Annotated in this window: 18 protein-coding genes; 13 read left to right on the top strand and 5 right to left on the bottom strand. The window is 73.3% G+C overall.

Annotated features, from left to right (window positions below):
* Window positions 1–157 precede the first annotated feature (157 nt).
* Both ABT041_RS10970 and ABT041_RS10965 read left to right on the top strand, forming a co-directional pair.
* A complete protein-coding gene (locus ABT041_RS10970; protein ID WP_351182495.1) occupies window positions 158–658 on the top strand; it encodes a hypothetical protein in 501 nt (166 codons plus the stop codon).
* Window positions 659–676: 18 nt separating this feature from the next.
* The gene (locus ABT041_RS10965) at window positions 677–1,042 is read left to right on the top strand and encodes an RNA-binding S4 domain-containing protein (RefSeq protein WP_351182492.1); all 366 of its coding nucleotides are present in this window, start codon (window positions 677–679) and stop codon (window positions 1,040–1,042) included.
* A gap of 51 nt (window positions 1,043–1,093) precedes the next feature.
* Here the strand turns inward: ABT041_RS10965 and ABT041_RS10960 are convergent, their stop codons facing one another.
* The 3 genes from ABT041_RS10960 to ABT041_RS10950 form a co-directional block, all read right to left on the bottom strand.
* Window positions 1,094–3,292, bottom strand: coding sequence for a terpene synthase family protein (locus ABT041_RS10960; RefSeq protein ID WP_351182489.1), 2,199 nt, complete (start codon window positions 3,290–3,292; stop codon window positions 1,094–1,096).
* Window positions 3,293–3,450: 158 nt separating this feature from the next.
* The gene (locus tag ABT041_RS10955) at window positions 3,451–5,424 is read right to left on the bottom strand and encodes an N-acetylmuramoyl-L-alanine amidase (protein ID WP_351182486.1); all 1,974 of its coding nucleotides are present in this window, start codon (window positions 5,422–5,424) and stop codon (window positions 3,451–3,453) included.
* Between the two features lie 319 nt (window positions 5,425–5,743).
* The gene (locus tag ABT041_RS10950; RefSeq protein ID WP_351182483.1) at window positions 5,744–6,871 is read right to left on the bottom strand and encodes an aminoglycoside phosphotransferase family protein; all 1,128 of its coding nucleotides are present in this window, start codon (window positions 6,869–6,871) and stop codon (window positions 5,744–5,746) included.
* A gap of 233 nt (window positions 6,872–7,104) precedes the next feature.
* On the opposite strand from ABT041_RS10950, the gene ABT041_RS10945 reads away from it, so the two are divergent.
* Window positions 7,105–8,595, top strand: a complete 1,491-nt coding sequence (locus ABT041_RS10945; RefSeq protein ID WP_351182480.1) for a DNA-binding protein NsdB — start codon at window positions 7,105–7,107, stop codon at window positions 8,593–8,595.
* Window positions 8,596–8,856: 261 nt separating this feature from the next.
* Here the strand turns inward: ABT041_RS10945 and ABT041_RS10940 are convergent, their stop codons facing one another.
* Window positions 8,857–10,335 carry a PP2C family protein-serine/threonine phosphatase gene (locus ABT041_RS10940; RefSeq protein ID WP_351182477.1) on the bottom strand — a complete coding sequence of 493 codons (1,479 nt, stop codon included), beginning with the start codon at window positions 10,333–10,335 and terminating at the stop codon, window positions 8,857–8,859.
* A 1,742-nt stretch (window positions 10,336–12,077) separates the two neighbouring features.
* Here ABT041_RS10940 and ABT041_RS10935 point away from each other — a divergent pair.
* From ABT041_RS10935 to ABT041_RS10925, 3 genes are all read left to right on the top strand, one after another.
* Window positions 12,078–12,497, top strand: a complete 420-nt coding sequence (locus ABT041_RS10935; RefSeq protein WP_351182474.1) for a hypothetical protein — start codon at window positions 12,078–12,080, stop codon at window positions 12,495–12,497.
* Between the two features lie 46 nt (window positions 12,498–12,543).
* Entirely contained in the window at window positions 12,544–13,755 is a 1,212-nt protein-coding gene (locus ABT041_RS10930) for a threonine synthase (protein WP_351182471.1), read from the top strand.
* A gap of 319 nt (window positions 13,756–14,074) precedes the next feature.
* On the top strand, window positions 14,075–14,596 hold the full coding sequence (locus tag ABT041_RS10925; protein ID WP_351182469.1) for a GNAT family N-acetyltransferase: 522 nt from the start codon (window positions 14,075–14,077) through the stop codon (window positions 14,594–14,596).
* A 22-nt stretch (window positions 14,597–14,618) separates the two neighbouring features.
* Here ABT041_RS10925 and ABT041_RS10920 read toward each other — a convergent pair whose 3' ends face one another.
* A complete protein-coding gene (locus ABT041_RS10920) occupies window positions 14,619–15,197 on the bottom strand; it encodes a YdeI/OmpD-associated family protein (protein ID WP_351182466.1) in 579 nt (192 codons plus the stop codon).
* Between the two features lie 180 nt (window positions 15,198–15,377).
* On the opposite strand from ABT041_RS10920, the gene ABT041_RS10915 reads away from it, so the two are divergent.
* From ABT041_RS10915 to ABT041_RS10885, 7 genes are all read left to right on the top strand, one after another.
* Window positions 15,378–16,364, top strand: coding sequence for a LacI family DNA-binding transcriptional regulator (locus ABT041_RS10915; RefSeq protein ID WP_351182463.1), 987 nt, complete (start codon window positions 15,378–15,380; stop codon window positions 16,362–16,364).
* A 74-nt stretch (window positions 16,365–16,438) separates the two neighbouring features.
* Window positions 16,439–18,130 carry an ABC transporter substrate-binding protein gene (locus ABT041_RS10910; protein ID WP_351182460.1) on the top strand — a complete coding sequence of 564 codons (1,692 nt, stop codon included), beginning with the start codon at window positions 16,439–16,441 and terminating at the stop codon, window positions 18,128–18,130.
* Window positions 18,131–18,193: 63 nt separating this feature from the next.
* Window positions 18,194–19,171, top strand: a complete 978-nt coding sequence (locus ABT041_RS10905) for an ABC transporter permease (protein WP_351182457.1) — start codon at window positions 18,194–18,196, stop codon at window positions 19,169–19,171.
* A 14-nt stretch (window positions 19,172–19,185) separates the two neighbouring features.
* Entirely contained in the window at window positions 19,186–20,151 is a 966-nt protein-coding gene (locus tag ABT041_RS10900) for an ABC transporter permease (protein WP_351182454.1), read from the top strand.
* A complete protein-coding gene (locus tag ABT041_RS10895; RefSeq protein WP_351182451.1) occupies window positions 20,148–21,104 on the top strand; it encodes an ABC transporter ATP-binding protein in 957 nt (318 codons plus the stop codon). Before ABT041_RS10900 ends, ABT041_RS10895 begins: the two co-directional genes overlap by 4 nt.
* Window positions 21,101–22,114, top strand: a complete 1,014-nt coding sequence (locus ABT041_RS10890; protein WP_351182448.1) for an ATP-binding cassette domain-containing protein — start codon at window positions 21,101–21,103, stop codon at window positions 22,112–22,114. The genes ABT041_RS10895 and ABT041_RS10890 overlap by 4 nt, the downstream gene beginning before the upstream one ends.
* The gene (locus ABT041_RS10885) at window positions 22,111–23,607 is read left to right on the top strand and encodes a glycoside hydrolase family 32 protein (RefSeq protein ID WP_351182445.1); all 1,497 of its coding nucleotides are present in this window, start codon (window positions 22,111–22,113) and stop codon (window positions 23,605–23,607) included. The genes ABT041_RS10890 and ABT041_RS10885 overlap by 4 nt, the downstream gene beginning before the upstream one ends.
* Window positions 23,608–23,709 lie beyond the last annotated feature (102 nt).

Genomic DNA, 23,709 nt, shown 5'->3' with positions numbered 1-23,709 from the left:
CCGAGCCGGGAACCGCCGCCTCGGCGGCCTCGGCGACGGGGCAAGGGCCCCGTCCCCGCCGGCCCCCGCGGACGAGCCACGGCCCCACCGAGCGGGCCCGGCCCGAGGCGGCCGCCCGGCGCGTCGCGTCGCGCGCCCGGGCACGTACCATGGCCGTATGTCCTTCCTCCGCCGCCGCAGCGCCGCCACACCCGCGGGCCCGGACTTCGACGTCCTGGCCATGGATCCGGGGGACTGGCCCGGCAATCTCGGCGCCGGTCTGCTGCCCGCACCCGACGGTTCCTGCCAGGGTGTGTTCCTCCGCTACGACCTGTTCGGCGGCCGCGGACCCGCGATGATCATCGGCAACCTCCCGGCCGGCTCCCCGGCCCGCGAGCTCGCCGACGGCCAGATCCCCTTCGAGGTCGCGCAGCTCCTCGCCGCCCTGGAGAACGACGAGCCGGTCGAGGTCCTCGACACCGAGGACGTCCCCGTCATGCAGGGCGACAACCTCCTCATCGTGCGCCGCCTCAAGCTCTCCGAGAGCCGCATCTCCTGCGTCCAGTTCGACCGCAGCGACAACGTCCTCGTGACGATCGCCAGTTGGGACCGGCCGATCACCGACGATCTGTACGCCCTGCTCAAGCCGCTGCCCGCCGAGCTGTTCCAGCAGGGCTGACGGGGGGAGCGGGGGCCGATGAGCGCGCGCGTCGACGCCTGGATCTGGGCGGTCCGGCTGACCAAGACCCGCTCGCAGGCCGCGGCCGCCTGCCGGGCCGGACACGTCAAGGTCAACGGCGAGCGGGTCAAACCCGCGCAGGCCGTGAAGCCCGGCGACGAGGTCCGGATCTTCCACGGCGGCCGGGAGCGGATCGTCGAGATCAAGGAGCTCCACGTCAAGCGGGTCGGCCCGCCGGTCGCCGCCGAGGCGTACGTGGACAACAGTCCGCCCCCGCCGCCGCGCGAGCACGTGGCCGTGGCCGCCGTGCGCGACCCGGGCGCGGGACGCCCCACCAAGCGCGAGCGCCGAGAGCTCGACGAACTGCGCGGCCGGCGCCCCTGACGCCCTGCCGACGACGGCCCCGGGAACAGCTCCCGGGGCCGTCGTCGTACGTCAGCGCGCGCCCGACCCCAGCAGCTCGGTCACCCTTGCCGCGGAGGTGCCGAGCCCGGTCGGCCCGCGGCCGATCAGCGGGGTGCCGCTGCCCGTGTGGACGTCCTCGGCGCCGTAACGCCTGACGCTCCGATGCCAGTTGAGGATCCCCGCGAGCCAGTCCTCGAGCTCCCGCAAGTACGCCTCGAAGGCCGTCCTGCCCTCCTGGCCGAGACCGAAGTCCTCGTAGAGCAGCGGCACTTCGCGCTGCTTCAGGTGCTCGTACTGGCGCAGCCGGCCCCGCATCAGGTCATCGACCATGGCCACCGCCGTCGGGTAGTCGCAGTCGAAGAACTTCTGGAGCACCAGGACCCCGTTGTGGACCTCGCCCTCGACCTCCACCTCCTTCTGGTACGAGAAGAGGTCGTTGAGGAGCGTCGCGTAGTCCATGACCGAGTTCTCCAGAGCCCGGACCGTGCCCGACCGGTAGAGCTCCGGCGGCAGCGCATCGCTCCGCCGCAGCTTGCACAGCAGCATGGTCAGCTCCGAACCGAAGGTGGTCCGGCGCATCTCGATGTAGTCCACCGGATCGGGCACCCGGTGCTGCGCCTGGTTGTGCAGCTCCCACAGCCAGCTGTCCAGCATGGCGTCGAGCGCGGTCCGCAGCTGGGCGCGGGCCTCCGGCGCCATGGGGGCCGCGGTCCGCGCCCACAGGTCGGCGAGCGAGCGCTCCATCGGGTTGACGGCGAGCGCCGTCCCCGCCGACGGATCGTCCAGCGGCATGCAGGCCTTGAAGCGCTCGGTCTGCTCCTTCGCTCCGGAGAGGTTGCGCGACCTCCCGAAGACGGCCGGGTAGTGGTCGTCCCCGTACGTCCCCCAGGTCAGCCACTGGGCGCTGAGGACCAGCTCCTCCAGGGTGGCGTCCGGGTCGAGTCCCGCCGAGCACAGGGCCAGGTCGAAGCCCTCGGCCATCGGCCGGTCCCAGATGTCGTCGAGGAGCCCCATCGACTCCGCCCAGTCCAGGGAGATCCGGCGGGCCTCCGCGTGGTGCGGGCTGAGCGCCAGCGGGTACGGCAGGTCGAACTCGGGCAGCAGCGAGGGCCCGACGTGCTGGTGCGGTACGTGTGTGAGCGCGCGCCTGCGGGCGGCGGCGGGCCGGCCGAAGAGGTTGCGGATGTCGAGGGCGGAGGTGCCGATGATCCCGTCCAGGTGCGAAGGCGCGCCGACCATGCCCTCGTTCATGTAGCGGCTGGAGCGCATGTGCCACTCGTGCCCGCCGGACTGCCAGTCCTGGAGCCCCTTCGCGTACGCCGCGACGGCCGCGCACTCCGCCGGGCTCAGGCCCTTCTCGGCGGCGAGCAGCGGCACTTCGGTGAGCGCCGTGTTCTCGAACTGCTGGAGCCGCGAGGTCAGCAGGTCGTTGACGGCCTCGGCCGCCTCCTGGGTGGTGCAGCCGAGGAAGCGCTCCAGGACCAGGACGCCGTTGCTGTTCTCGCCCTCGTCCTCGACCTCGCGCTGGTACGAGAACAGGTCGTTGCGCAGGTGCACGGCGTCCGAGAAGGCGTCCCTGAGCACCCGCAGCGGCCGGGAGTACGCCACCTGCGCGGGGACCTCGGCACCCGCCGCGTACTCCACGAGCCCGGCCGACCAGGGCGCTCCGCCCACCTTCCGGCGCATCTCGATGTACTCGACGGGGTTGGCGACGCGCCCGTCGTTGATGTTGTCCAGCTCCCACAGCGACTCGTGGAGCAGGTGCTCCGTCGCCTCCGCGAACCGCACCCGCCAGCCCTCGGACATGGAGGGGACCGTCCGCCGCCAGAGGTCCGCGAGACCCGCCTCGACGGGGTTGGTCGGCTCGGGCATGCCCGCCGCCGGGTCCGCCGGCATGAAGTGCGGCAGCCGGTCCAGATAGGTCTTGCTGCCCGCCCGGTCCTGGGTGCGCTTGAAGACCTCCAGGAAGTGGTCGTCGAAGAAGAAGACCCAGGTGTACCAGTCGGTGACGAGGTTCAGCGCCTCCTCGTCGCAGTCGGGGTGGGTGTACGAGCAGAGCAGCGCGTAGTCGTGGGAGTCGAGGTCGTGCTGCTCCCAGACGCCCGAGCCCTCCAGCATCCCCATCTCCCGCGCCCAGTCACGCGTGTGCGTGCGGGCTGCCTCCACATGGGGATTGAGCCGTGCCGGATACGGAACATAGAAATCCGGCATAACGAAGGGCTGAGCCATTCCTGAGGGGCCTTCCGGTGAGCTGGGCCTTTGACCGGCCCAGCCTTACCCGTCGCCCGGACGGCGCACGCGATCTCCCGAATAGTCGTATGAACGCCGAAGGGGTGGTGCCGGACACCCCTCCCGGCACCACCCCGCGCCTTTCGGCCAGTCCTCCGTCAGCCCTGGGAAACCCGCACGTCAGCGGCCTTCACAAAGGCGACCCGATGGCCGAACTGGATCTGGTAGTACTCCTCCTGGCCCCGGACGACCCTGTGTCCGCTCGGGTCGAACACCGGCGCGAAGTAGTACTCGCCCGGGGTGCGGCCGCCCACCACGTACCGCTGCCCCGCGAGCAGCTTGTACGGCAGCGGTGACACCGACTGCACCGGCACACCCGCCGGATAGGCCGAGGCCTCCGGATACGCCCGCCCGTACACCGGCACCTCGGCCAAGCCCTCCCGCGGCGTCAGGACCTGCCCCCGTGCGTTGACCGCCGTCGGCTCCGCCACCGGGTTCTCGAACCACGCCTTCTGCCCCAGGTACCAGATCGCCGTCCAGTCGCCCCGGCGCTCCGCCACCGCGAAGCTCTGCCCGGTCGAGGCCCGCGCCCCGGTGTCGTTGACCCCGGTCGTGGAGTCCTGCCCGCCGGGCCGCAGACCGATGTCCTTCACCAGGGGCGCGTCGGCGCTCGGCGCGGTGTGCAGGCGCACCGCCCCGCTGCCGTGCGGCACACACGCCTGCCCCGCCGTCACACAGCCCGTGTAGACCGGCCGGTGGGAGCCGTAGTCGGGCCGGATCGTCACCACGCCCGCCTGCGGCCCGGCACTCGGGGTGATCGGCCGGCCGAGCAGCCGGAAGTAGTGCGCCCAGTCCCAGTACGGGCCCGGGTCCGTGTGCATGTTCCTGATGGTGGACGCCGTCGTCCCCGGCACGTTGTCGTGGCCCAGGACGTGCTGCCGGTCCAGCGGGATGTCGTACCGCGCGGCGAGGTACCGCACCAGGCGCGCCGACGTCCGGTACATCGCCTCCGTGTACCAGGAGTCCGGCGAGGTGAGGAAGCCCTCGTGCTCCAGACCCACCGACTTGGCGTTCACGAACCAGTTCCCCGCGTGCCAGCCGACGTCCTTGAGGGAGAGGTGCTGGGCGATGTGCCCGTCGGAGGAGCGCAGTGAGTACTGCCAGGACACGTACGTCGGGTCCTGGACCAGCTTCAGGGTGGTCTTCCAGTCGGCCTCGGTGTCGTGGATGACGATGTAGTCGATCGACTGGGAGGAAGGCCGGTTCGCCAGGTCGTGGTTGCCGTAGTCGCCGTCGCCGAACTCCTCGTACGGCGCGGGGATCCACTCGCAGGCCACCGAGGCCGGGCACTCCACGGGACCGGTGGCGGGCCGCCGCAGGCCCAGGGCGTCCACCTGACCGGTGGCGGGCGCCACCGCGGGGGCGGCCGGGAGCGTCACCACCTGCCCGCTGTCCGTCGTCCGCGTCTCCCCGGTCCTGATCACGTCGAAGACGTCGTTCGCGTACGCGGCGGCCGTCGCCGCGTCGTCCGCACCGGAGTACCGCGCCACCGCCCCGTACCAGTCGGCCGGGTCCGCGCTCGCCGGAAGCCCGGCCTCCCGCTGCGCCGCCGCGAGCAGTGCCGCACCGCCCTCGATGTTCGAGGCCGGCACCGTCCGCAGCTCCTCGGCCGGGATCCCGGACAGCGCCGAAGCCCGCTCCAGGGTCCGCAGCCGCTCGGGCAGTTCCTCCGGGGCGGGGAGCGGGACCTCGGCGCCCGTGCGGGCCGGGCGGGAGGAGTCGCCGCGCGCGTCCTCCTCGCCCTCCGAGTGGTGCGGGGCGGTCCGGGCGAGCGCCGTCGCCGCGTCCGTGAGGTGCATCGGCCCGTAGCCGCCGGTCACACTCGGCGCGCCGCCGTGGGCGTCCCACCTCGACTGCAGGTACGAGACGGCGAGCAGCACGCTCTCGGGCACGCCCTGACGCTCGGCCGCCCGCGCGAACTGCCCCTGCAGGACACCCGCCTCGGGCACATCGGCTCCGGCGGGCGGGGCGGCGGACAGCAGCGGAAGCAGCAGGGCGGCGGACGCCAGGGCACCCGCCGCCCCCGGCACACGGCGCGGTGACGGACGTCTGCGCGATACGGAACGGAGCAAGGCAGCCTCCAGAGGCAGGGGGTGACACGGGGGCGTGCGGGGCCGAACCCGTACAGGGGTATCGGCTCCCGGACGATCCGTCAATCACACCTGGCCAAACGGAAGTTCCCACGTCAGGGCGGGAATGGAGGCCATGCGGCGGAGTTTCGCGGAGACGGGTCCCGGGCCTGGGACGCGTCACTGGAGTGGACCATTGAAGGGGTCCCGGGCACGTCTCCCGGAGATTCCCGGATTCGGACAAGCCGGTGCGCCGCGTCCCGGTGTGTCGGCACCGGGCTCACGGCGCACCGCCCCCGTATGGTCGGCCGGACCCGCCCCTTCAGCGCGTCCCGACCGCCGCGCGCACGGCCCGCCGTGCCATGGCGCAGTCGTCGTGCAGCCGCCTCAGCAGCAGCCGCTGTTCCTCTCCCGGCGCGAGCGTTCCGGAGGGCACCGGCACGGAACCCGCCGGCGGGGCCTCCTTCATGGTGCGCTGCACCGCCGTCTCGTACGTACGGATCTCCCGCGTCAGCACGATCATCAGGTTCACCAGGAAGGCGTCCCGCGAGGCCGTGCCCGCCTGCTGGGCCAGCCCGCTGATCTGGCGGCGTGCCAGCGGTGCGTCACCGAGCACCGCCCACAGGGTCGCCAGGTCGTACCCCGGCAGGTACCAGCCCGCGTGCTCCCAGTCGACGAGGACCGGTCCTGCCGGGGAGAGCAGGATGTTGGAGAGCAGGGCGTCACCGTGACAGAACTGGCCCATGCCCTGACGGCCGCCCGCGTGCGCCAGACCGTGCAGCAGCTTCTGCAGGTCGTCCCGGTCCCGGTCCGTGAACAGCCCGAGCTCGTGGTACCGGGCGATCCTGGCGCCGTAGTCCAGCGGGGCGTCGAAGGTCCCGGCCGGCGGCCGCCAGGCGTTCAGCCGGGCGATCGCACCGAGCGCGGCCCGCACGTCGGCCCGCGGCGGGGCCTCGACGGGGTGGCGCGACAGCGCCGCGGCCCGCCCGGGCATCCGCTCGATCACCAGCGCGCAGTTCTCCGGGTCCGCTGCGATCAGCCGCGGCGCCCGCACCGGCGGACGGTGACGGACGAAGGAGCGGTAGGACGCTATCTCGTGCCGGAACCGCTCGACCCACGCGGGGGAGTGGTCCAGTAAACACTTCGCGACCGCCGTGGTCCGCCCGGTCGTCCCGACGATCAGTACGGAACGGCCGCTGCGCCGCAGCACCTGCACGGGGTTGAACTCCGGGCAGATCCGGTGGACCGACGCGATCGCCCTCTTCAACTGCGCCCCCTGGGGGCCGGACAGGTCGATTCTCCCGCTGACCGGCTGGGTACCGGTGCCGCCCGCCCAGCGCCTCGGCCTGACGGCCTGGGGAGCGGGGGCCAGGTACGGTCCGGAGCCGGCGGGGACGATGCGGTGCTGCGGCCGGGGCGGGGCGGACACGGAGGACGATGCTGTGTACATGGAGGTGACAGATCCCTTCGTGCGCCGACGAGTTGCGTGCGTCGCCCCGCCCGCCCCCGGTCCGCACCCTGGGGAATGAGGGCCGGTCGGCGGGGCGGGGTGGCGCGTTCCTACCTGACACCCGAGCGCGGGTGGCGGAACATCTCGCGCACCCTGGCGAAGCCTGGCGAATTGTCGCCAGGCCTATGACAGAGGGCTACTGTCAACTCAGCCGAGAACCTGGGGGCTTAGACGTGACCGGACAAACCAACACCCGCCTGGCAGACCTGTTCGGCCTGGCCGGCTGGTCCAAGGGCGAACTCGCGAGACTCGTCAACCGGCAGGCGGCGGCCATGGGCCACCCCCAGCTGGCGACCGACACCTCGCGGGTGCGGCGCTGGATCGACCGGGGCGAGACCCCGCGCGATCCCGTCCCCCGGGTGCTGGCAGCACTGTTCACCGAGCGACTCGGCCGTGTCGTGACCATCGAGGACCTCGGGTTCGTACGACACGGGCGCGCCGGAAAGAAGCAGGACGTCAGGAAGACGGAGAACCCTGACGGGCTGCCCTGGGCACCCGATCGTACGGCGGCGGTCCTCACCGAATTCACGGGAATGGACCTCATGCTCAACCGACGCGGCCTGGTGGGCGCGGGTGCCGCGCTTGCCGCCGGCTCCGTACTCAGCAACGCCATGCACGACTGGCTGCAGACCGACCCCGCACACAAGGGCGCCGCCCCGCGGGCCACCGATCCCCTCCACGCCGACCCCGCTGGGTTCGACCGCTACGAGGCCGCCCCCATCGGGTCGGAGGAGATCGAGGCCCTGGAGCACTCGGTGGAGGTGTTCCGTGCCTGGGACGCCTCCCGGGGTGGCGGCCTCCAGCGCAAGGCGGTCGTGGGCCAGCTGAACGAGGTGGGCGGCATGCTCGCCTACCGTCACGCCGATCACCTCCAGCGGCGCCTGTGGGGCGTCGCCGCCAACCTGGCGGTCCTCGCGGGCTGGATGTCCCACGACGTCGGTCTCGAACCGACGGCGCAGAAGTACTTCGTCATCGCCGCCCACGCGGCCCGCGAGGGCGGCGACCGGCCCCGGGCCGGCGAGGCGCTGTCCCGGGCCGCCCGCCAGATGGTGCACCTGGGCCGCCCCGACGACGCCCTCGACCTGATGAAGCTCGCCAAGTCGGGCTCGGGCGAGCGGGTACTGCCGCGCACGCAGGCCATGTTCCACACCATCGAGGCCTGGGCGCAGGCGTCGATGGGCAGGGGCCAGGCGATGCGCCGCACCCTCGGCGAGGCCGAGGAGCTGTTCGTCTCCGACCGGCAGGACGAGAAGCCGAGCTGGATGCAGAACTTCGACGAGGCCGACATGCACGGCATGCAGGCCCTCGCCTACCGCACCCTCGCCGAGCACGACCCGGCGGCGGCGGTCCCCGCGCAGCGCCACGCCAAGCTGGCGCTCGAACTGCGGCGCGGCGGGCACGACCGATCGAAGCTCTTCGACCACATCTCGATGGCCTCGGCCTGCTTCATCGCCGACGACCCGGAACAGGCCGACCGGTACGCCCGGCTCGCCCTGATGTCCATGGGGGACACCTCGTCCCACCGGACCTGGGACCGGCTGCGCGAGATGTACCGGCTGACCGGCCAGTACGCGGGCTACTCGAGGATCGAGAACCTGCGCGAGGAGATCGAGCTGGCCCTCCCGAGGTCTCCCGTCAACCGCCCGAGGACCGGACAGGCCTGAGCTCCCCGTCCTGCGGGACGGGGAGCTCAGGAGGTCTTCTCGCCAGCGGGCAGGTGACCTGGGCCGCCGGCCTCGGTCCGGCTCAGAGGGCGACGCGAGAGGCGCCAACGGATGCCTCGGGGACGTCGGTGCATGCCCCGCGAGCGTCGGCGTGTGACGGCGGGAGGCCCGGCGGATGACACCGGGAACGTCGGCGGTTGACGGCGCGAACGTCGGCGGGTGAACCCGGGGTCGTTTCGGCCGGGTGGCCCCGGGCCGCTTTCAGCCGGTGACCCGGACCACCATCACGCAGGCGTCGTCTTCCCGCGACTCCTCGCCGAACTCCTCCACCACCGCGCGCACGCCGTCCTGCGCGTCCCGCGCCTCCGTGAGCCGGGGGCCCAGGGCGAGCAGTCGTCGCGTACCCGTGTCGTCGTCCGTGCCGCTGCCGCGCGTCAGCCCGTCGGTGTGCAGGACGAGCAGGTCACCGGGGTTCAGCCGGGTCTCGGCCTCGCCGTACACGGCGCCGGTCGTCGCCCCGAGCAGGACCCCCTCGGGTCGCCGGAGCACGTGCCCCGTCCCGCCGCGGAAGAGCAGCGGGGCGGGGTGGCCGGCCTGCGCCCAGGCCAGGGTCTGGGCCACCGGGTCGTACCTGCAGCACATCGCGCTGCCGAGCGCGGGCTGTACGGAGGTCTCCAGGAGCTGGTTGAGGTGACCCATCAGCGCCGCGGGGCGGATGCCGGCGACGGCCATGCCCCGGAGCGCTCCGAGGAGCATGGCCATGGAGGAGGTCGCGGCGACCCCGTGGCCCGTCAGGTCGCCGACGGTCAGCAGCGCGTCCCCGTCGGGCAGCGCGAGCGCGTCGTACCAGTCGCCGCCGATCAGGCCGGTGCTGGCGGCCGGGAGGTAGTGCGCGGCCACGTCGAGCGGGGCGGGCCCGTCGTGGGCGAAGCTGAGGGAGCCGCGCCAGGGCGGGAGGACGGCCTCCTGGAGCTCGACGGCGACCCGCCGCTCGGTGAGTTCGATGTGGCGGCTGCGCTCCAGGCTGTCCCGGCTCTCCCGCACCGCGCGCTCGCTGCGGCGCAGCTCGCTGACGTCCCGCAGGACGGCCCACATGGAGGCGGTGCAGCCGTCGGCGTCCAGGACGGGTTCGCCGGTCATGTGCACCGTACGCACCCGGCCGTCGGTCCGTACGATCCGGAACTCCCCGTCGATCGGCTTCCCGTCGATCAGACAGTCCGTCACCATCGCCTGCAGGACGGGCTGGTCCTCGGCGAAGACCATGGTGGGCATCTCGTCGAGCGACATCGGGCCGCTCTCGCGGGACCGTCCGAAGATCTGGAACAGCTCCTCGGACCAGCTGACCTCGTCGGTGAGCAGGTTCCACTCGGCGGACCCGACGCGGGAGAGCAGCGAGCCGGTCCGGGGCGGGGAGGCGACGCCGTACGCCGTGCCGGGCGCGGTCGCGAGGGAGGTGTCGACGGCGACGTCGGCGTCCCCGGCCTCGTCCGCCGCGGCGGCGCTCGCCGGGACGCCGGCCCGGAGCTGGCCCAAGTGGGCCCCGAGGTCGTCGAGTTGATGGACCGCCAGGTCGCAGAGGGCGCGCTGCCAGCGCTGCTGGGGATCGTCCTCGTCCGCCACGGCGTCCCGGCGGACGGCGTCCACTTCGCCGCGCAGGCGGCGGGTCTGTGAGATCAGCGCGTCCACCGTGCCCGGCTCCGGCGGCTGGGCGGGGCGGTCCGCGAACAGATGGGACGGCATGTCGTACTCCGATACAGGCGCGGCGCGGCCAAGTGTGGAAGGTGGCCCGTAGACGACTGTTGCACAGCCCGGTGCAGCCCGTAAGGGATTTGGCAACACTCGATCCGGTGGTGCTTCTGGCATATGCCAAAGGCCCGGCGATTATCGGACAGGGCGGGACCCGTTACGGTGCTGGGGTGGTGAACGACGACGGAAACGGCACGGTGAGCGCGGCGGCGACGGCCACGGGAGGGGTGGTGGCGGGGGAGTCGGACATGCGTACGGGGGCGGACGTGGTGGTGCCGGAGGGACGTGGGTCGGGACCGGCGGACGCGGGCGCGGGGGCCGCGGCCCGGGGTGCGGCCGTGAGCGCGGTGGGTACCGCGGTGCTCCTCGCGGCCGCGCCCGCCGGCCGGGGCCGCGCGATGGACGCCGCCTCCGTGCTGCCGGCGCTCGCGGCCGTACCGCCCGGCGTCCTCACCGGCACCGCGGCCGCCACGCTCGTCGAACTCGCCGATCCGCTCGACCCGCAGACCGTCCTCACCCGGCTCCGCGCGGCGGCCGCGAGCCCCGGCCCGCTGGTGGTGTGCCTGGCGGGCCAGCTCCACCTCGACCGCCGCCAGCAGTTGCCCCATCTCGCGCTCGCCCGTACGACCCCGGCGACCCTCCGCTACACGGCACTGCCGTGGCACTGGCTCGCCGGCGAACTCGGCGTACGGCAGCCCGGGACCACGACCGTCGTGGCGGACCTCGCGGCAGACTCGGAGGTCTGGCAGCGCCTCGCCGCCGCGCCCGGACTGCTGCACCTGGGACCGGGGCCCCTGCTCTACGCCCGCGTGGTGCCGGCCCCGCGAAGGGGCGAGCCCACGACCCCCGAATACCTGAGGGCCTGGGCGGAACTCTGGCGCTCCGGGGCCCGGTTGACACCGTCCTCGGCGCACGCGGAGGCGGCGGCACGGGCACTGACGGTGTCGCCGACGCCGGAACCGGTCTTCCTGACGCCGGGCCTCGCACCGGCGCCGGGTGCGACGGTCGTGCCGGTGCCGGGGTCCGACACCATGAGCACGCCTCCGCCCGTTGCGGCGCCTGCGCCCGCGACCCGTACTGCCGCGGCGCCTCCCCCGGCAACCCGAACCGCACCTGCTCCGCGTCCCGCCTCCGCGACCGGCCCCGGGACCGGGGCCGCTTGGGCCCCGGAGCGCGCGACTGGTTCCACAGCCGCACCCCCGACTGGTCCCGGGCCCGCGTCCGGGACGGGCGCTGCGCCTGCGCACGCTGGGGCGCCCGAGCGCGCGACTGGTCCGGCATCCGCACCCCCGACTGGTCCCGGGCCCGCGTCCGGGACGGGCGCTGTGCCTGCGCACGCTGGGGCGCCCGAGCGCGCGACTGGTCCGGCATCCGCACCCAGCTCCGGGACCGGACCCGCACCCGTGCCCGCGACGAGGCCCGCGTCCGCACCCGCGACGGGCCCCGCGCCTGTGGCCGCTCGGGCGGCCGAGGCCGCGACGGGTCCCGCGCCCGCGTCCGGTCCCGCGTCCGTGAGCCGTCCCGCACCCGCGTCCGCCACCTACCCCGCGCCCTCCTCGGCCTTCACGCCCGCCCCGGCACCTGTGCCTCCTGCCCGCCCCGCGCCGGCACCCGCGTCCGCGACCCGCCCCGCGCCCGTACCTACGCCCGCCCCGGCACCCGTGCCCGTTCTCCCCGCAATTCCCCCCGGGTTCGTGCCCGTCAACCCCCCTGCGTCCCGGCCCGTCGGTGGAGGTGTGCCGGCAGGTGTCGAGGACCCGCATCCCGCGATCCTCGCCGCCGCCATGGCCGGGCGGCACGGGGAGGCGGCGGCTGTCGCGGCGGCCTGGGAGCACGACGCCCTGCGGCGCCACGGGCCCCGGTCCATGGAGGCGGTGCACTGGACCGAGGTGCGGGCGGACCTCGCCCGCCTCGCCGGGGAACCGGCCCGCAGCTGCGAACTCTGGCTCGCCGCCGCCGAGGCCCGGCTCGGGCTCGGTCAGCGACGGGACGACCCCGACGTCGAGGGGGCCGTCGACCGGGCCCACCACCAGTGGGAGCAGATCGGGGACAGCGGCCGTGCCCGGGCCCTCGGCCCCCTCCTCATCGCGACCCGGCGACGCGTTCCGGGACGTCGGCCGGGCGCACTGGCCGCCCTCACCCGCCGGATGGGCTGAAGGGCCCGCACAGTCCGCAGATCCCCGCCCCGGAAAGGCCCGCCACGTGACGTCCTCGCTCGCCACCGCCCAGCGCTCGCTCGCCGACCCGTCCGTACGCCACCCGTTGTGGCCGCCGCTCACCCGGGGCTGCCCCGTCACCTCCACCGAGGACGTCGCGTACCCCCTCGACATCGACTACGCCTACGACCGGGTCCCCGCCGACCTGTTCAAGCGCCCGGCCGCCCACGGCCTGGAGCGGTGGGCCCCGCTGCTCCCGCCCCTCGCCGCGCCCGGCCTGGGAGAGGGCAACACGCCCCTGGTCGAACTCCCCGACGGCGTCTGGATCAAGGACGAGTCGCGCAACCCCACCTGGAGCCACAAGGACCGGCTCAACCGGGTCGCCGTCAGCGCCGCCGTCGCCTCCGGGGCGCGGGGCATCGTCGTCTCCTCGTCAGGCAACCACGGCGCGGCGGCCGCCGCCTACGCGGCCCGTGCCGGACTGCCGTGCGCCGTGTTCACCTCCCCGTACGCCCCGCCGGCCGTCGCCTCCCACCTCAGGGCCTACGGCGCGACGGTGCTGACCGTTCCGTACGAGTCGGTACGCCCACTGATGCGCCGCATCGTCGACGAGCTCGGCTTCCAGAGCGTCAGCAGCGTCACGGAGACCGCCCACACCGGGCACCCCTTCGGGCCCGAGGGGTACAAGACACTCGCGTACGAACTCGCGCTCGACCTCGGACGCGCGCCGGCCGAGGTCCATCTCCCCACGGGGTACGGCGAGTTGCTGTTCGGCGTGGCCAAGGGCTTCCAGGAGCTGGCGCGGCTCGGCGTCACCGACTCCGTCCCCCGCGTGTACGCCGCGGAGCCCGCCGCGGCCGGCGCCCTGACGGAGGCCCTGCGCACCGGCAGACCGGTGGCCCGCGTCCCGGTCGGTCCGACGACCGCGTACGCCATCGACTGCGAGATCAACAGCTACCGGGGCGTCCTCGCGGTCCGTACGACCGGGGGAGCGGCCCGCACGGTGACGGACGACCAGATGGCCGCGGCGCGGGCGGAGTTGGCCGCGCAGGGCATCTGGTGCGAGACCTCCTCCGCCGCCGGCCTCGCCGGCCTGCGCGCCCACGGGCCGCGCGAGACCGACGGCCCGATGGTGTGCGTGGTCACCTCCAGCGGCTACAAGGACGTCGCCACGGCGAAGGAGGCCTTCGAACCGACGGCCCCGGACTGGGCGCCGATCAAGGCGGCGCTGACGGCCGGGGAGTCCGAGCCGCGCTGACTCCCGGGTGACCGTCCGTACCGGGCCGCCGACGATCCCCACGTGGTGGCCGCCGGGCGACGTCCAGGGCGACGGGGCACCCCTGCCGTCCCTCACGGCGGGCTGCGCCGCCCTGCTGGTTCCGGCGTCGGCGCTCTCCGGCATCCGCCCCGAGGCGCGGCGGCGCCGCCCGGACTCCGGAGCCGGACCCGTCTCTCGGGCGGCGGGTGGGCGCCGGGCTCGCCGTGGTTCCCCCGCCCGTCGCGACCCCGCCCCCCGAGCACCACGCGATGCCGAACACGCGAGCGCCGCTGGTCCCGACTTTGAGATGATCGGAGGTGTGACCCTCTCCCCGCATCCCGTCCCGACCCCGGCGCCCGCCCTCCCCGCCGGCCCGCTCGTCACCGAGCGGCTGGTGCTGCGGCCCGTCCGGAGCGGGGACCTGGCGGCGGTGACGCGGCTGTGGACCGACCCGGAGGTGCGGCGCCACCTCGGCGGTCCCGTGATCGACTCGGTCGTCCGGATCCGGCAGCGGCGGATCGTCGGGGCGGCCGGTTTCCACGCGGTGGTCCGGGCCGAGGACGGGGTCCTGCTCGGCCTCGTCACGGTGGAGGCCGAGGGGCGCGGCGGGGAGACGGAGGTCTCGTACCAGTTCCTGCCCGAGCACTGGGGGCGGGGGTACGCGCGCGAGGCGGTCGGCGCGGCCGTGGCGCGGGCGCTGGAGTCCGCGCCGAGCGTGGTCGCGGTCACCCAGGAGGCCAACGACCGCTCGCGCCGGCTCCTGGAGGCCGTCGGCCTGGAGCACGTCGAGTCCTTCGTGGAGTGGGACGCCCACCAGGTGCTCTACCGCCTGTGCCGTTGACGGCCCCGCCGCTCCGGCCCCGCTACTTCGCGCGCTCTCCGGCCGCCAGCGCCGCCACCGCCCGTTCCAGCCGTGCCGCCCTGGTCTTCGCCGTGCGGGCCTGCCACAGGCTGAGGATCACCAGGTAGCGGTCGGTCCTGCCGAGCGCCTCGAAGGCCTCCGCCGCCCCCGGTTCCGCCGCGAGGGCCGCCGCCAGGTCGTCCGGCACGGTCGCGTCCTTCTGGGAGGGGTACGCGGCCTCCCACCGGCCGTCCGCGCGGGCGGCCCGCACCTCGGCGAGGCCCGGCTCCCGCATGCGGCCGGCCGCGGTCAGGGCCTCGACCCGGCGCACGTTGACCTGGGACCAGAGGCCGCGGGGCCGCCGTGGGGTGATCTTCTGGAGGTAGCTCCGCCCGTCCCGCGCGATCCGCTTGCCGGTGATCCAGCCGTACGCGAGCGTGCCGTCGAGGATCTCCTCCGCGCTCGGCGAGGCCACGTCCGAGCCCTTCCTGCCGAGCAGCAGCCAGATGCCCGGCGTATCCCCGTGGTGCTCTTCCAGCCAGGCCTCCAGCTCCGCCCCGCCGTCGAACGCCAGTACCGGAAGCCCTTCGACCGTCTCCACCGGAACCCCCTTCCCCTCCGTCGGACATCCCTGGTCACCAAGATATTGACAGTGGCCGGAAGACGGTCGTAACTTGCCTGCAACGTCGTACTAACGCGCGTTACTAAAGCGCGTAACCAAGAGAAGCAGTCAAGGGCAGGGGGAAACGAGATGGCCGCCGGCGGTCCTCGCAGCGTCACCATGAGTGATGTCGCCCGACGGGCGGGGGTCTCGCGCACGGCCGTCTCCTTCGTCCTGAACGACCGCCCCGGCGCGGCCATCCCGGACGAGACCAGGCGGCGCATTCTGGCCGCGATCGACGAGCTCGGCTACCGCCCCAACGCGGGCGCCCGCGCCCTCGCCGCCCAGCGCAGCGAGTGGTACGGACTGATCACCGAGATCGTCACCGCCCCCTTCGCCGTCGACGTCATCAAGGGCGCCCAGGACCGCGCCTGGCTCGACCGCAAGTTCCTGCTGATCGCCGCGAGCGAGGGCGACCGGGCCCAGGAGGCCGCCGCCCTCGACAAGCTCCTCGAACAGCGGGTCGAGGGACTGCTCTACGCCACGACCTGGCACCGCGCGGTCACCCTCCCCGAGGCGGCCCGCGAGGTCCCCACGGTCCTCGTCAACTGCTACGACGCCGAGGGCGAACTGCCCTCCGTCGTCCCGGACGAGATCGGCGGCGGCCACCGCGCCGCCCGCCGCCTCGTCGAGGCGGGTCACGAGCGCATCGGGTTCATCAACCTCGACCCGGACATCCCCGCCGCCGTCGGCCGCCGCGAGGGGTACGAGCGGGCACTGCGCGAGGCCGGCCTGCCCCTGGACCCGTCGCTCGTCGTCTCCGGCCACGCGACCGCCGACGGCGGCTACACCGCCGCCTGTGCACTGCTGGACCGCGCCGACCGGCCGACCGCGCTCTTCTGCGGGAACGACCGGATGGCGATGGGCGCGTACGACGCCATCAAGGAACGTGGGCTGCGGATCCCGGACGACGTGGCCGTGGTGGGCTACGACAACCAGGAACTCATCGCCGCCTACCTGCGGCCCAAACTGACCACGCTCGCCCTGCCGTTCGAGGCCATGGGCGCCAAGGGCGTGGACATGCTCGCCGCTCTCGCAGCGGGGCAGCCGCTCGACACCCGCAGGGTGACGGTCGACTGCCCGCTGCTCGAACGCTCGTCGGTCTGACCGCGAATCAGGCCCGTCGAGATCTTCCGTCCCGTCTTCGTCCGGTGTGTTGAAGAGAGGAAAGAGCCACCATTATGACACCCTCCCCTGCCCGCGGCCGAGCGCCGCGGGGGCTCCGCCCCGCCCTCCTGGCGGGCGCCGCGGCGTCCGCCCTGCTGCTCCTGACCGGCTGCTCCGGCGGCGCGGGAGCGGCCGGCGCCGGAGACACCTCCGGCAACCAGTTCCTCACGATCCCGCGCGAGGACATGGGGACCTTCACGCGGAACTTCAACCCCTTCTCCCCGAAGGCCGCGCCCATGACCAAGGAGGCGGTGTACGAACCGCTCATGGTCCACAACCCGGCCGACGGCAAGGACACCCCCTGGCTCGCCACGGCGTGGACCCAGGCGTCCGACGGGAAGTCCGTCACCTTCACCCTCCGCGAGGGCGTCAAGTGGTCCGACGGCGAGCCCTTCGCCGCCGAGGACGTCGTCCACACCTTCGAGCTCCAGAAGAAGCTGCTCGGCGGATTCGACTACCTCCGCGAAGTCACCGCCGACAGCCCGCTGAAGGTCACCTTCCACTTCACCAAGCCGTTCTCGCCCTCGCTGTACGAGATCGGCGGGCACTTCATCGTCCCGAAGCACATCTGGTCGAAGATCGCCGACCCGGCCAAGGACACCAACGCCACCCCCGTCGGCACCGGCCCGTACACCCGGGTCGACCACTTCCAGAGCCAGTCCTACGAGCTCCGCAAGAACCCCTCGTACTGGCAGCCGGCCAAGCAGCGGATCGCCGGCATACGCCTGCTCGCCTTCTCCGGCAACGACAGCGCCAACCTCGCCTTCACCAACGGCGAGGTCGACTGGACCCAGGCGTTCATCCCCGACATCCAGAAGTCCTTCGTCGCGAAGAACCCGAAGACGAACCACTACTGGTTCCCCACCACCGGCGCGATGATCAACTGGCAGCTGAACACGGCCAAGGCGCCCTTCGACGACCCCGCCCTGCGCAAGGCGCTCAGCCGGGCCGTCGACCGCGCCAAGATCGCCAAGGTCGCCATGAACGGCTACAGCACCCCCGCCGACTGCACCGGCCTGTCGAACGCCTACGACGCCTGGCGCGACGAGACCGTCGCCGCCGCCTGCGACTGGACCACGCACGACAGCAAGGCCGCGGCGAAGGCCCTCGACGCCGCCGGGTACAAGCTCGGCGCCGACGGCAAGCGCACCCAGAAGAACGGCAAGCCGCTCACCCTCGACATCTCCGTCGGCTCCGCCTCCTCCGACTGGATCTCGGTCGCCGGCATCATCAAGCAGAACCTCGCCGAGGTCGGCGTCACCGCCACCGTGAAGTCCCCGGACTGGTCCGCCGTCGTCTCCTCGTACGAGACGGGCACCTTCGACAGCGGCATCGTGTGGAGCAACAACGGCGCCACACCGTACGAGTTCTACCGCGGCGCCATGGCCACCACCCAGGTCAAGCCCGTCGGCGAGAAGGCGACCGAGAACTACCACCGCTTCGGCGACCCCGAGGCCGACAGGCTCATCGACGCCTTCGCCGCCACCACCGACCCGAAGACCCAGCAGGCCAGGGCGAGCGAGCTGCAGAAGCTGTTCGCCGCCGACGCCCCCGTCGTGCCGCTCTTCCCCGGACCCGAGTGGGGCGCGTACACCGACGCCCGCTTCACCGGCTGGCCCACGAAGGACGACCCGTACGCGACCCTCTCCAACCGGTCCGTGACCACCGTCCTCGTGCTCACTTCCCTCCGGCCCGTCAAGGGCTGACCCGCCCCAGGGGGACGGCCCCGCCGGGCCGTCCCCGCCCCCGAGAAACGACAGGGAGCAGACGTGCGTCTCGTCCTGCGCAACCTGGGGTTCTATCTGATCGCCTTCTGGGCCTCCGTCACCCTCAATTTCCTGCTGCCGCGCTTCATGCCCGGAGACCCCGTCTCCCGGATGTTCGCCCAGGCCCAGGGGACGATGCAGCCCGATCAGATCGCCCAGTTGCAGAAACTCTTCGGTCTCGACGACCGCCCGCTGTGGCGCCAGTACGTCGACTACCTCCACAGCGTCGCCACCGGCGACCTCGGCATCTCCCTCTCCCGCTTCCCGACCCCGGTCTCCGAGGTCATCGGCTCCCAGATCGGCTGGACGCTGCTCCTCGGCCTCACCGCCCTGTTCGTCGCCGCCCTCGTCGGCAACCTCCTCGGCGTCCTCGCCGCCTGGCGCCGGGGCGGGATCCTCGACTCCGCGCTCCCACCCCTGCTGATCTTCGTCGGCTCGTTCCCGTACTTCTGGCTGGCGATGGGCGCCCTCTACCTCTTCGGCGTCACCCTCGGCTGGTTCCCGCTCCGGCACGCGTACGACGTCGGGCTCGAACCCGGCCTCGACGCCGCGTTCCTCGGGAACGTCGCCACCCACCTGGTCCTTCCCGCCCTCACCATCGTGCTCGTCTCGATCGGCGGCTGGATGCTCGGCATGCGCAACACCATGATCGCCACCGCCGCCGAGGACTACATCACCATGGCGGAGGCGAAGGGGCTCAGCCCCGCCCGGATCATGTTCCGGTACGCCGCCCGCAACGCGCTGCTGCCCTCCGTCACCAACTTCGGCATGGCCCTCGGCTTCATGGTGGGCGGCGCCCTCCTCACCGAGGTCGTCTTCGCCTACCCCGGCATCGGCTACCAGCTCCTCGCCTCCGTCCAGGCCCTCGACTACCCGCTGATGCAGGGCATCTTCCTCACCATCACGGCGGCCGTCCTGCTCGCCAACTTCGTCGTCGACCTCGTCCACGTCCGCCTCGACCCGCGCGTCCGCGTCCGCTGAGGAGGGAACCCGACATGCCCGTCCCCGACCTGCCCGTCGCCGACCCGCCCGTCCTCGACGCCCCGGACACCGCCACAGCCGTGTCCCACAACCCGCCGCCCCGCCCACCGGGCACCGCCCGCCCCGCCCGCCAGGGCCTCGGACGGCGGCTGCTCGCCGACCGCAAGGCCCGCACCGGACTCCTCCTGCTCACCGTCTTCGCCCTGCTCGGCGCGCTCGCCCCGGTCCTCGCGCCCGGCGACCCGTCCCTCATCACCGACCTCGGCGCCACCCCGCCGTCCGCCGGCCACTGGCTCGGCACCACCGCCAAGGGTCAGGACGTCCTCGCCCTCACCCTCTGGGGCACCCGCAGCTCGATGCTCGTCGGCTTCACCGTCGGCATCGCCGCCACCCTCGTCGCCCTGCTCGTCGGCCTCGCCTCCGCCTACCTCGGCAAACTCGCCGACGACCTGCTGACCCTCGTCACCAACGTCTTCCTGCTGCTGCCGGGCCTGCCGCTGCTCGTCATCCTCGCCGCGTTCCTGCCGCCCGGCACCACCACCGTCGTCCTCGTCCTCACCGTCACCGGCTGGGCCGGATCGGCCCGCGTGCTGCGCGCCCAGGCCACCTCCATCCGGGGCAAGGACTTCGTGGCCGCCGCCGTCGTCACCGGCGAGCGACCGCTGCGGATCATGTTCCGGGAGATCCTCCCCAACATGGCCTCGGTGGTGATGACCACCGTGCTCGGCTGCGTCATCTTCGGCATCGGCGCCCAGGCGGGCCTGGAGTTCCTCGGCCTCGGCGACGCCTCCGTCGTCAGCTGGGGCACCAACCTCTACTGGGCCGGGAACGACGGCGCCCTGATGACCGGGGCCTGGTGGGCCTTCGTCCCCTCGGGCCTGTGCATCGCGCTCGTCGCCTTCGCGCTCGCCCTCGTCAACTACGCGGTCGACGAGATCACCAACCCGCGCCTGCGGTCCCGGCGAAGGAGCAAGCGATGAGCACCGAACCCCTCCTCGACGTACGCGGTCTGCGCGTCGAGTACCAGGGCGACGGCCGCAGCGTCGTCGGCGCCGACGACGTGTCGTTCACCATCGGAGCCGGAGAGATCTTCGGACTCGCCGGCGAGTCCGGCTGCGGCAAGTCCACCGTCGCCAACGCCGTCATGCGGCTCCTCAAGCCGCCCGCCGAGATCACCGCCGGCTCGGTCGCCTTCCGGGGCCGCGACGTCCTCGCCATGGACGCCCGCGAACTGCGCGCCTTCCGCTGGCGGGAGATCGCCATGGTCTTCCAGTCCGCGATGAACTCCCTCAACCCCGTCCTCACCATCGGCGAACAGATCGGCGACATCCTCACCACCCACGAGAGACTGAAGAAGCGGGCCGCCCGCGAACGCTCCGCCGCCCTCCTCGACCTCGTCGGCATCGCCCCCGACCGGCTGAAGGCCTATCCGCACCAGCTCTCCGGCGGCATGCGCCAGCGCGTCGTCATCGCCATGGCCGTCGCCCTCGAGCCGGCCCTGCTCATCATGGACGAGCCGACCACCGCACTCGACGTCGTCGTCCAGCAGGAGATCATGGCCCAGATCCGCGAACTGCAGCGGACGCTCGGCTTCTCCGTCCTCTTCATCACCCACGACATGTCCCTGATGGTCGAGCTGTCGGACCGCATGGGCGTCATGTACGGCGGCCGGCTCGTCGAACTCGCGGACGCCAAGGAGCTGTTCGCGCGGCCCCTCCACCCGTACACCGAAGCCCTGATGAACGCCTTCCCGCCGCTCACCGGACCCCGCCGGGAACTCACCGGCCTCTTCGACGCCCCGCGCACCGCCGACAGCTGCGGCTTCCACGTCCGCTGCCCCGACGACCGCGCCGACTGCTCCACGAACATCCCGGACCTGCGCCAGGTGGCCCCCGGCCGCTGGGCCGCCCTCACCGGAGGCACCGCAGCATGACCCTCCTCCAGATCCGCGGGCTCACCAAGGACTTCCCGGTCGGCAGCGTCTTCTCCCGCCGGCGCGTCCGCGCGGTGAACGGCGTCGACCTCGACCTCGCCCCCGGCCGTGTCACCGCCCTCGTCGGCGAGTCCGGCAGCGGCAAATCCACCATCGCCCGCTGTCTCGCCCGACTCGAACGGCCCACCTCGGGACAGATCCTCCTCGACGGCGAGGACGTCTTGCGCACCGAGCGCCGCCGCGCCTCCCGTACGTACCGGGGCAAGGTCCAGATGGTGTTCCAGGACCCCTTCGGCTCCCTCAACCCCGTCCACCGCGTCGAGCACTTCCTCGGCCGCGCCCTCGTCCTCCACGGCCACGCGGCCGACCGGGGACGGCTCGCCGCCCTCATGGAGGAGGTCGGCCTGGCACCGGACATGCTCGACTCCTACCCGCACGAGCTGTCCGGCGGACAGCGCCAGCGCGTCGCCATCGCCCGCGCGCTCGCCGTCGGACCGAGCGTCCTCCTCGCCGACGAACCGACCTCCATGCTCGACGTGTCCGTCCGGGTCGGCGTCCTCAACCTGATGCGCCGGCTGCGTGACGAACGCGGCCTGTCCATGCTGTACATCACCCACGACCTGGGCTCGGCCCGCTACCTCGCCGACACCACCGCCGTCATGTTCGCCGGCGAACTCGTCGAGGGCGGCGACGCGCTCGCGGTCATGGACGCCCCCGCCCACCCGTACACCCGGCTGCTGCTCTCCGCCGTGCCCGACCCCGCCCGGCGCACCGGCTACGACAAGGCCGAGCGCGCCCGGCTGCGGGCCGCCGTCCTGAACCCCGCGTCCTGCCCGTACGAGGACGGCACCTGCAGCACCACCACCCCCGTACGCCACACCGTCGGCGAGGACGGAGGGCAGCCGCACTGGGTGCGCTGCCACCTCTACGCGCCCGCCCACGAGATCGCCCACCGCGTGCTCCAGTCCGCCGACGACGCCTCCCCGGAAGCAGAGAACACCGCCGCATGACACACGACCTGATCGCCCCGGCCCTCGAAGAGAACCTCGCCGAGCGGGCCTTCCGCGATCCGCACCGGCCCCGCTTCCACTTCACGTCCCCCGGCGGCTGGCTCAACGACCCCAACGGGCTCAGCCACTGGAACGGCGTCTACCACCTCTTCTACCAGTACAACCCGCTCGCCCCCGCCCACCACCGCATCCACTGGGGCCACGCCACCTCCACCGACCTCGTCACCTGGACCGACGAACCCGTCGCCCTCGTCCCCGGCACCACCGGACCCGACCGCGACGGCTGCTGGTCCGGCGTCCTCGTCGACGACGGGGGAGTGCCCACGCTCGTCTACTCGGGCCGGCACGGCGAGCGCGAACTGCCCTGCGTCGCCACCGGCAGCCCCGACCTGCGGCACTGGACGAAGGACCCCGCCAACCCGGTGATCGCCGCACCACCGGCGGGCGTCGACATCACCGCGTACCGCGACCACTGCGTCTGGAAGGAGGGCGCCGTCTGGCGCCAGCTCGTCGGCTCCGGCATCCGCGGCCAGGGCGGCACGGCCTTCCTGTACGAGTCCCACGACCTGCGCGACTGGCGGTACGTCGGCCCCCTCCTGACCGGCGACGCGAGCCGGGGCACGGCCGCCGACCTCGACTGGACCGGCACCATGTGGGAGTGCGTCGACCTCTTCCGCGTGGACGGCACCGACGTCCTCGCCTTCTCCGCCTGGGACGAGGGCGCCACCCACCACCCCCTCTACTGGACCGGCCGCTACGAGGGCGACCGCTTCGAGCCGAGCGCCCTGCACCGCCTGGACTACGGGCAGAACTACTTCTACGCGCCCCAGTCGACGCGCGACGCGCACGGCCGCCGCATCATGTTCGGCTGGCTCCAGGAGGGCCGCGGCGAGGAGGCCACCGCCCACGCCGGCTGGTCCGGCGTCATGTCCCTGCCGCGCCTCGTCACCCTCGGCCCCGACGGCGCCCTCGCCCAGACGCCCGTCCCGGAGCTGTCACGCCTGCGCCGCGACCATGTGCACCTCGGCCCCTTCGAGGGGGACGCCGACCTGGACGCCATCCGCGGCGACCAGCTCGACCTGGAGGCGACCCTGCGCCTCGCCCCGGGCGCCACGGTACGGCTCGGGGTACGGGAGACCCCGGACGGCGCCGAGCGGACCGTCGTCGAGCTCACCCGCGACGCCTCCGGCACCTCGGGCACCCTGCGCCTCCACCGCGAGACGAGCAGCCTCGACCCGGACGTCGACACCGCACCCCGCCACGGCGAGCTGCCCCTCGGCGCGGACGGCGCGGTCGAACTCCGCGTCCTCGTCGACCACTCCGCCCTGGAGGTCTTCGCCAACGGCCGCGCCCTGGCCGCCCGCGTCTACCCGACCCGCCCCGACGAGGCGACCGGCGTCTCGCTCACCGTCACCGGCCGCGCCACCATCACCCGGCTCGACGCCTGGCACATGGCGCCGATCGAGACGGCCCCGCGGCCGCTCTGGCCGTGATCGCCCCCGCCGCACCGCGGCCCCTTCGACCGTGAGCCCTCCCGGTGAACCGGTCCTTCCGTGACCCCTTCGCCGGTTGCCGGGCGCCGAGCCCGGCAACCG

Origin of the sequence: Streptomyces sp. NPDC002825, from assembly GCF_040295385.1 — a bacterium.
Taxonomy (GTDB): domain Bacteria; phylum Actinomycetota; class Actinomycetes; order Streptomycetales; family Streptomycetaceae; genus Streptomyces.
Note: the sequence above shows the minus strand (reverse complement) of the source record. Positions and strands in the feature narration are given on the sequence as shown.